General features: G+C 42.3%; 8 protein-coding genes. 6 read left to right on the forward strand and 2 right to left on the reverse strand.

What is annotated here, in order from left to right; genetic code table 11:
- Positions 1–314: 314 nt before the first annotated feature.
- Positions 315–3347, reverse strand: a complete 3033-nt coding sequence (locus tag IBX40_07560; protein ID MBE0524172.1) for an FAD-binding oxidoreductase — start codon at positions 3345–3347, stop codon at positions 315–317.
- Between the two features lie 215 nt (positions 3348–3562).
- Here IBX40_07560 and IBX40_07565 point away from each other — a divergent pair, with 215 nt between their 5' ends.
- A complete protein-coding gene (locus tag IBX40_07565; GenBank protein MBE0524173.1) occupies positions 3563–4603 on the forward strand; it encodes an NAD(P)/FAD-dependent oxidoreductase in 1041 nt (346 codons plus the stop codon).
- Positions 4604–4765: 162 nt separating this feature from the next.
- Here the strand turns inward: IBX40_07565 and IBX40_07570 are convergent, their stop codons facing one another.
- Positions 4766–4978, reverse strand: a complete 213-nt coding sequence (locus IBX40_07570) for a hypothetical protein (GenBank protein MBE0524174.1) — start codon at positions 4976–4978, stop codon at positions 4766–4768.
- A 200-nt stretch (positions 4979–5178) separates the two neighbouring features.
- Between IBX40_07570 and IBX40_07575 the strand changes: the two genes are divergently transcribed.
- From IBX40_07575 to IBX40_07595, 5 genes are all read left to right on the forward strand, one after another.
- Positions 5179–6576, forward strand: a complete 1398-nt coding sequence (locus tag IBX40_07575) for an ammonium transporter (protein ID MBE0524175.1) — start codon at positions 5179–5181, stop codon at positions 6574–6576.
- 11 nt (positions 6577–6587) lie between these two features.
- Entirely contained in the window at positions 6588–6926 is a 339-nt protein-coding gene (locus tag IBX40_07580; GenBank protein MBE0524176.1) for a P-II family nitrogen regulator, read from the forward strand.
- 31 nt (positions 6927–6957) lie between these two features.
- Positions 6958–8079 carry a putative sulfate/molybdate transporter gene (locus IBX40_07585; GenBank protein MBE0524177.1) on the forward strand — a complete coding sequence of 374 codons (1122 nt, stop codon included), beginning with the start codon at positions 6958–6960 and terminating at the stop codon, positions 8077–8079.
- A complete protein-coding gene (locus IBX40_07590; GenBank protein MBE0524178.1) occupies positions 8054–8851 on the forward strand; it encodes a GNAT family N-acetyltransferase in 798 nt (265 codons plus the stop codon). Before IBX40_07585 ends, IBX40_07590 begins: the two co-directional genes overlap by 26 nt.
- Positions 8852–9140: 289 nt before the next feature.
- Positions 9141–10040, forward strand: coding sequence for a hypothetical protein (locus tag IBX40_07595; GenBank protein MBE0524179.1), 900 nt, complete (start codon positions 9141–9143; stop codon positions 10038–10040).
- Positions 10041–10123: the final 83 nt, after the last annotated feature.

The raw sequence follows: 10123 nt of genomic DNA on the forward strand, positions 1-10123 counted from the left end.
CTATTACCCCAACAAGAGGTGCGCTATGGGCTCTACTCGACATGAACGCAGATTTTATGGCAGCTGCGTCTTAACTAACACTAATAGGATCTGGATAATCCGGAAAATTAAAATTATTGATGCCAGTTTTTTTGCTAATAACTTAAGATGACTTCTTAAATCTGATAGATTGGTCATCTGTAAGTCCATAGTTTGTTCAGTGAGCTTAAACTTTTTTGACATGCTTTTTCACAAAATAATAATAACTAAAAAAAGCACACAATTTAAAAATATACTTGTTTTAACAAAATATTAATTAGTAAAATGTGAAGACTTCAATGAGCCTTCACATATTCTATCATCTTTGGTGTGAGCAGTGGAGCCACCTGAGGCAGCATATTGGGCATCAGATTCTCCATTGTCTTAGGCATAAGATCAGGCATCTGCTCCTTCATGTCATCGGGCATCTTGATTCGCCTGGCCACAGCATCCAACATAGCCGGCATCACTTCAGGCATTAACATGGGCATGAGCAGCGGCATCATCTTTGGCATAATAAGTGTCATCAACTTATCCATGCCTGGGATCTTTACCATTTGCATCATGGCCCGTAGGGGGCCGGGCATGGCTGCTATTATTTCAGGCAATAGCTCTGCCATCAGATCTGCCATGGCCTCGGGTTTCATCAGGTTGATCATGCCAAAGAACGGCTCCCACAGCATCATGGAATACTCGAACGGGTCTTCCAGTTCAATCCCGATACCTTCACATGCAAAGGACGCCAGGTCGCGTATCTTAATATTATTACCTTTTGTGTTCTTGGTCACTCTCATCTGGAATTCGCAGCAAGGACACAGTGCCAGGATGGTATCAGCACCTGTGGCCCTGGCCTCTTCCAGCTTAACATTGCCGATCTCAGCAGCCACTTGCGGAGAATCCAGCAGTGACAGGACAGAGCCGCAGCACAGTCCATCTTCCCTGTTATGCTCCATCTCAATTAATTCCACACCTGGAATTGCCTTGATAACATCCCTGGGCGGCTCGTATATCCCGCCTGCACGACCGATATGACATGAATCGTGCCACGTGACCTTGGCTTTTACTTCCTTTTCGAATTTGAACTCGCCTGATTCGATCTTCTCAGCCAGTACCTCTGCATAATGTTTTGTCTCAAAGTCATAAGGTATACCTTCTTTTTCGGCAAATTCCGGATACACGGTCTTCCATACCAGATGACAGGCCGGACAGGATGTGACTACCGTCTTAACATCCCGCTTTTTCATCTCTTCAATATTGTGCTTCATAACATCTTTGAACACATCCCACTTACCTGCCACTAACATCGGGATTGCACAGCATTTTTCATCCTGGCCGAGATATGTGAAGTCAACTCCGGCCTTATCCAGCAGTCTGACCGTACCTTCGGCAATATCTCGCTCACAATAGGATGCTGTACAGCCGGCAAAGTAAGCTATTTCAGCTTTTTCCTTTGGCTTGATATCCTCTGGGAACCAGGCATCCCTTTCCCCCTGGTATCCTGCCCAGATGTTGCCTTCCTTTTGCAGGGCAGCTGCCATCATTTCAAAGGGTGGGATGGTCATCAGCCTGCGCTCGCCTATGAGTTCGTTCCTCATAGCCATCCAGTCAGGTTCCACTGGCAGGTCTAGCTGGCAGGCCACATCGCAACGCTCGCATGTTGTACATACCATGAAATTGGTAACTGCCTCCTGATCGAACTTCTCCCTGCCTTCCAGGTATTCTTTCAGGAAGTACCATTTTCCGCGAGGTGACTGGGATTCCCATCCCCTGCCGTAATACTGGGTACAACCGCGAACGCAATAACCACATTGTGCACAGGAATAGGCATCCCAGACCACATCACCGGGAATGCCCTTTTTATCAGGTTTATGTGCACCATTGCTATTCTTGAACAAATTTCCGATCGGCCTGGTAAATGCTTCAAAAGCTGAGGCCAGCCCGATACCAATACCCATCATTACTTTGCCTGTCAATTTGTCAGGGTTTAAGATATCGTTCGGGTCGGTTTTTTGTTTGAAAACCTTTAGTGGACCGTATCTTTCACCATATACTGAAGGCGTTTCTTTTGAAAAATATAATCCAGAGGAATATACCCGACCTCCATGCTTTTTTGAAATCCTGATCACACTAAGTGCCAGCGGGAATGCAAAATTAAATCCTAGAGATCTTTCATCATGGGGAATGAATACCATTAACACGGCTTCCTTATCTGAGATCATAATGCCTTCCAATAGGTATTCCAGCCCGATTTTTTTATCCAGGGATTCTATGGCAGCATCCAGGTTATCCAGGGGTATTACTACTTCAGCCGGGATGACCGATGGGCCCAGGCGTTTTATTCGCATGGTCTTGAAACGTTCTTCCCATTCGTGTTCAGAAACTTTTTCATCCAGGAGCTTTCCACCGTTATCAGACACTTCACTCTCAATTTTGGAGAGGGCATCCTTATCATGGGTAGCCATTAGCAGGATGTATGCTTCAGGGAGCAATACTCTTTCTTCAATTACATGACCCTGATGGGTTTTTAACGGTACTTTATTCTTAAGTTTAACACCTTCGGGGTTTAGGAAAGTGACAGACCATACAGGAATATTTTTCTGCTTTGTGGATGTAAGTGTTGATTTCAAAGATGCGGCAGAATCGAATTGAGCACCTGCTATGGATACTGGTTCGTGCTTTTTGACTTTGATCTTCAGTTCTGTTATTAATCCAGTAGTACCCATTGCACCGTACAGGTTATCCAGATCGTTGCCTGAAAATTCCTTTACAGTTCCATTAGCAAGTACAGTTTTAGCAGAGATTACATTATCCCGAAACGCTCCATAAGCAAAACTTCCCAAGCCTGCACCGCCCTGTGCAAGCCATCCGCCTGCTGTTGATGCTGGACTACTGGTGGGCATTACTCGCAAAGACAGGTTATTAATATTCAATTGTTTTTCGACGTCCTGCCAGACAGTTCCGGCTTGAACTGTTGCCGTCATTTTAGCTTTATCTATTTTAATTAACTTATCAAACAATGACATGTCCACTACAATACCGCCTCTGGTAGGCAGCACACCACCATATCCGGAAGTGGCGGCACCTCTGGGTACCAATGGGATGTTTCTACTAGCTGCGAATTTTACCAGATCTACAAGTTCGGATTCATTTTCCGGTTTGACAATCCCCGCAGGTATGGTATTTCCAAGCATCGGTTTGACAAGCTTTGGTAAGCTTGCCACATCATGAGAATATATCTTTCGCTCACGTTTTTCAAAATTCACTCTATCTTTGAATAACCTGGATAGTTCTTGTTGTTCGGTAGGGTCAATTTTTCGCTTTGTTTTCAAAGTTAACACCTTTAACTATAATTTTATATTTCTTAATATATAATGTTTTGTATAGTTAATACAAAACGGCACAAAACTGCAATGATTAATCCATATATCTGAAATTTCCCGGGTTACTTTTTCTATAATATCAATCATGAGAAGATGGTCTATCATTAGATTTATTGCACACTTAATCATTTGAGGGAGATTGAGAATTAAAGGGCAGGTTAACAATGGATTATGATGTTATCGTTATCGGTGCAGGTCCAGGAGGAGCAATTACCGCATTTACAGTAGCCCAGGCTGGATTTCGTGTGCTGATGCTGGAAAGAGATGCAATATGCAAATCTCCCTGTGCTGGATATGTAGGCCTCTCGATCAACATCCAAATGCCTGATGATTGCGGGATCCAGTCAAAGATATCAAAAATGCGCACTTATTTCCCGGATCTTTCTTATCATGATTTCCAATTGAATGGGTTTGTAGTTGACAGGTCCAAATTTGATATGTCCCTGCTCAAAAAAGCAGAAGAAGCGGGAGCTCATATAAAGTGGAGATCTCCTCTTATCGATCTGGTCACTGGTGATGTCAGATTTCCGGGAGGTGTAGCCTCTGGAATGATAATTGTGGGTTCGGATGGCGTTTTTTCAAAAACGTCATCAATTCTTGGGATAACAAAACAAAGGGCAGCTTTCTGTGCCCAGTATCATATGAAGGGAATAGAACCTCTCCACAATACCAGTGAGATTTTTTTTGATGCAGATTATGCGCCGGGTGGGTATGTGTGGATATATCCTACCGGACCAGATTCTGCAAATGTGGGATTGGGAATAACGGATACTGGATCAAAGTCTCCCCATCAATATCTGGATGCATTTATTAAAGAGTCTAATATTTCAGGACGGCTGGATGGTGAGACATCCAAATATATCGCAGGCGCCCTTCCTATAAGTGGACTTCGGGAAAAGCTCGTATACGATAACATATTGCTGGTGGGGGACAGTGCAGGCATGGCAGATTCTGTGACTGGCGCCGGTATTAACAGTGCCATGCTGGCTGGCGAGGTGGCCGGTAATGCGATCATAAGGGCTCTTGAAAATGATGATATAACACTGCTTGGACAATATGAGACCAGGGTTAGGAGGCTACTTGCCAGACCTCTGGCCAGATCACTTGAAAAAAGAAAAAAATTAGACGCATACTGCTCCCAAAATGAATTGCTGCAGCAGCATCTGCCAGAACTCTGGGTGACATTCAGGCAATACTGGGATTAATTCTTGATAAATAATTAAATTGAACACCAGGAAACATGGAAATTTCTATTTTAGAGGTTAAAACAATACAAACATAATATAACCTGTATGCAAAGAGATTTTTCAAAAGCACTGTGTTAAAAATATTCATGATTCATGCAGATACATTACTGGAATAACTTATCAGGCAGCTTGGAATCGCACATAAAACTTGCGCAGTGACCAGATTCCGAAATAAGTTATAAATGCAGTAAATAAGATCAGACCAGTACCAGGATATTCAGGAGTATATGCCAGTTGTTTTAATCCTGACATGCCCATTAAAGTAAATAATAACCCCCCGATCAGGAAGGAAATTGTCTGAAATCTGTACATAAAATCATTAGCATTTATCATATTAATCTCCTCTTTCTTTGAAAGATACTTACACCTGTATAAATACTTTTTCCAGATTAGTAGTTAATTTTATATATTATTAACTAATCAGTAGATTACCGCTTGCCGTCATGAAATTATTAGATGATATTTATGTCTGCAAGCGAGGCAAAAAAATGTGGGATAAAATACGGTTCATAAAAAATAGAAGGAGGAAAATAATGGTATTGAGAGGAAAAATTTCAACATACGTTATTATCTCAACGATGTTGTTATTGTTATTGATAGGGCCAGCAATGGGCGTTACGGCTGAAGAGAATGCAGACGCAATAGCGTCGGTTCAGGAAAGCCTGACCTTTGTCTGGCTGTTGTTATGCGGTGGTCTTGTGTTCTTCATGCATGCGGGTTTCTCGCTGGTAGAGGCCGGTCTTACCAGGACCAAGAACACTGCGAACATACTGATGAAGAACATGATGACGATCTGTCTGGGCATACTGGTATACTGGGCTGTCGGATGGGGAGTCATGTATGGAGATTCCATAGCAGGAATTCTGGGTGGATCCCAGTTCTTCCTGGCAGGAGCCGATAATGCACTCTGGAACGGCTGGTTCTTCCAGATGGTATTTGCGGCCACTGGTGCCACAATCGTATCAGGTGCCATGGCAGAGAGGACAAGTTTCAGAGCTTACATAATATTTACCATTGTTCTGGTAGCCCTCATATATCCTGTCTACGGACACTGGGTATGGAGCGGCGCTGACTTTGCACTGCTTACTGGTGCAGAAAGTCCTATCGTTAAATTAGCAGGAGCTGCACATCATGACTTTGCAGGTTCAGGTGTGGTCCACAGTATTGGTGGATATGCAGCCCTTGCCGGTGTAATTGTAGTAGGTCCAAGACTGGGCAAGTTCAAGGACGGTGTGGCACAGGCCATTCCAGGTCACAACCTGACAATGGCTTTCTTAGGTACGCTCATCTTGATGTTAGGTTGGCTAGGTTTCAATGGCGGCAGTACCCTTGACGGTAATGATGCCTTCATGAACCTGGTCGTGGTCAACACCTTCCTGGCAGCAGCTGCAGGAGCTGTAACGGCCATGGTAATCACCTGGATCAAGAACGGCAAACCAGATCCATCATTGACAGGCAATGGTGTACTGGCAGGCCTGGTATCCATTACCGCACCCTGCGGTTCAGTTGAGAACTGGGCAGCCATCGTAATAGGACTCATCGGTGGCCTGATCATGGTCGCGGGTGTGTTCTTTAATGAGAACAGATTGAAGGTCGACGATCCTGTAGGTGCCATAGCAGTACACGGGTACTGTGGATCCTGGGGTCTGCTCTCAGTAGGCATATTCAGTGTGGGGATTGGAAACGGCATCCTGGCTGATGCAGCTTATGCAGCAGATGCTCCAGGACTGATCTACGGCTATAGTGCACAGTTTATTGCACAATTAGCAGGCGTGATCATGAGCTTTATCTGGGCATTCGGAGTAGCCTTTATAGTGTTCAAGCTCCTGGACGCCATTCTTGGTTTGAGAGTCTCGGAAGCTCATGAGATACAGGGTCTGGATCTGGCAGAACACGGCGTGAACGCCTATCCGGAATATATAATCGATTAGAGGTGTGAAACATGAAGAAGATCGAAGCAATTATCAGACATAATAAGTTAGATGATGTAAAAATCGCACTGGACGAAGCAGGATATGCAAGCATGACCGTAACCGAGGTTAAAGGTCGGGGACGCCAGAAAGGTATGGTCCAGCAATGGCGCGGAAGAGAATACTGCGTCGACCTGCTGCCAAAGGTCAAGATTGAGATCGTGGTTCCTGATGAGCATCTGGATAAAGTGCTGGATATCATCAAGATTTCAGCATCCACAGATAATATTGGAGATGGCAAGATATTTGTTATTCCTATTGAATCTGCTATGCGTATCAGAACAGGAGAAACAGACGGGGACGCTATTTAAGCGTCCTTTTTATTTTTTTATTTTCAATCCAATGATCTCAGGATTTAGATTTACTATTGAAGAGCTGTCAGGCTCCTTAGCTGATATGGGCAGCATGGTCCCATTTATTTTGGGTGCTGTGTTAATAGCAGATTTCCAGCTGGCACCTGTGCTCTTGATGTTCGCTCTTGCCCACATTGTTACCGGACTGTTCTACAAAATACCCATGTCAGTCCAGCCTATGAAGGCCATTGGAGCACTGGTGATAGCAGGCAGTCTGACCCATGGGCAGGCTGTAGGTGCAGGAGTTGTGGTTGGCATATTCTTCCTGATCATGGCCTTAAGTGGCACCATCTCACGAATAGCAGGTTCGATGCCAAAGAGTATTATAAGGGGAACACAGCTTGGAATGGCACTGATAATTGCTATTAAAGCTGTTGATATAATCCAGCTTAATCCAGTGTCAGGAGCTGTAAGCATAATCTTGATCCTGGGATTCTTAATAATCGGCAAAGCCGGTTTCTCTTCCATCACAATACTAAGCCTGGGTTTTTTGTATGGGATGCTCATGCACGGACTGCCCGGTATTGCACCCCATATCGGACTATCAATATATGTGCCCGATCAAAATGAGTTCCTGAATGGAGCATTAATAGGTGCCGTATCCCAGATACCGCTTACTTTTGTGAATGCTATTCTTGGAACATCGTTACTTGTCAGTGACCTGTATTCAAAGGATATCAAACCAGGCAAACTCGCAGTTAGTACAGGGATCATGAATCTGGTCTCGGCGCCATTAGGCGGACTACCCATGTGTCACGGCTCATCAGGGGTTGCAGCCCACTATAAGTTCGGAGCCCGGAGTGGTGGCTCTAATATTATCATGGGACTGGTGCTGATCATCTCTACAATTTTCATATCAGCAGATTTTCTAATGCTTTTACCAGGTGGCATCACAGGTGCCCTGCTGCTTTTTGCCGGATATGAGCTTGGCAATAAATTCAGGGACACAGAATCAATATATTTAACATTGGTAGTTGCAGCAGCATCAGTATTTACCAATATTGGAATCGGTTTCGTGACCGGTGTGGGATTATTCCTGATAATCAAGAAGTTACCTGCAACGCAGATAGGAAGGGGGATAAATTATGTATTTAAGGCAGATGGAAACTGAGGATCTTGCCATCCTGCTTGAAATGGCACATGTGGAGGGCTGGTCCTCTGAGATGCTGGAATTTGAATTACACACTCAATTAAATCCAGACGGATGTTTCACATGTATTGAAGATAATAACGTGGTGGGTGGTGTAATGACATTTACCTACCCAGGCAGCGGATGGATCGGCAATCTTGTAGTGGATCGGAAATACAGGCTTAAAGGTTTTGGGAAAGCACTATTTCGAAGGGCTCTGCGGCAGCTTTCGCATCTGCCCACCCAATTTCTATGTGCATCCCCAATGGCTGTGGGATTGTATTCCGGTTTTGAGTTCGACAAAGTAATGGATATTTTTCGATGGGAATGCAAAGACAGAGCATTTAGCCCCATGGAGTATGAATTAAACATCAAAAAAATTCTTGAATTGGATGAAAAATACTGGCATGAAGACAGGTCCAAAATGTTGGAACCGTTTCTTGCTCACAGGTCATGCCTATGTAATAAAGGTGCATGCCTGGGATATGGAAAGGTCATGGATCATTGGACAATAGGTCCATGGATTGCAGAAAATATTGAAGCTGCTATAGATATTCTGGATCGTTCAATGATCAGAAAAAAAGGGGAGTGTATATTAGTGGATGTACCGGCACAGAATACCTTTGCCTGGGATATTTTGAATGCCATGGGTTTTGAAGTAGTGGGCAAAACAGTGTTCATGTGCAGGGGTAAATTTCCGGATATTGAATTTGATAATATCTATGGTTTTACCAGTATGGGCTCCAAAGGATGAGACCTTCAACTTAATCTAGGGTATTTATCATACCCCTCAATTAATGATCATCACATGCATTATCAGTTTTAAGCCTTCGGTCATCTTGCATCTGGCCAGAGAGACACTTAGATGACTTCTATTTATGTTGTTTGAAGACCTAGTACTTTAATACAGGGATAGTTATTCTAAAAAATGGTGGAATTAAACATAGGGTATGAACTGTAATATAATCGATATATCTTGATAATAATTTCTTTTATTTTTTTAAGAAGGATTTATAATTAAGAAAAACGATAATAATAATTAAATGGTGAGTCATCAAAGGAATGTTTCTTTTTCAATAAATGGAATGGATAAAATTCCAATTGTTTATGTAGCGGATGTGTTTCAGCATCTTCAAAATATTCTTTACAGTATAGGAGATCATCTAGAAGGGAATGAACCACGCCCTAAGGGTGATTATCCTCAATCTGTTAAAGATAATTGTTCTTTAGTTATAACTGGATTGGACACAGGAAGTGTCCATGCACAAATGCAAATTGGAGATGCACAAGAAAGCTTACCAGGAATGCCTACATTAGGTGAAAATTCAATATCAATTGCCAATAATTTATTAGAAATTATTTCTGAAAAAGGAGAAATAGAAAATAGAGATGCACTGCACCTACAATTATTTGAACTAATTAATAATCCTCATCGTCTAAATCGAATATTAAGAGAATATGATTCTATTTGGCCTGATAGTCAATCTAAAATGGCTCTGAATTTTAAATTTGGCAAATTACCAAAATTGACTCTTAATCCAACAAAAAAAGAAATAATTCGCTCACTTCTAAAGAAAACACCTGACGAATATGAAAAACAAATTGAAGGTCGTTTAATAGAGTTAAGAGTGGATAAAAAAAGAGAATTCAAAATTGACTCACCAGAAGGATTAATCCATTGTGAATATTCTCCTGAGATTGAGGATATTATAATTAATTCAATTGGTGATTTCGTTCGAATTCGCGGAACAATGAAACCAAAAGGTGGAAAATTCGTTTTGAATATTGAGGATGAGACTTCTCTGGATATGTTACCTCATTTTGAAATTAATAAATATAAATTAGATTCAATTGAAAAACAACTAAATGAACCGATTTCAATTGATATTGTTTTTGAAGGTGAACAATATGGAGTGAACCCCATTTTGTGTACAACCAGTTAAGAAACTTTACTATTTAAAATCTCCTCCGACATTTCAAATTCTTCTGGAGTGACATACCCGATAGATGAATGAATTCGTTTTTT

This window comes from Methanosarcinales archaeon, from assembly GCA_014859725.1.
Classification (GTDB): domain Archaea; phylum Halobacteriota; class Methanosarcinia; order Methanosarcinales; family Methanocomedenaceae; genus Kmv04.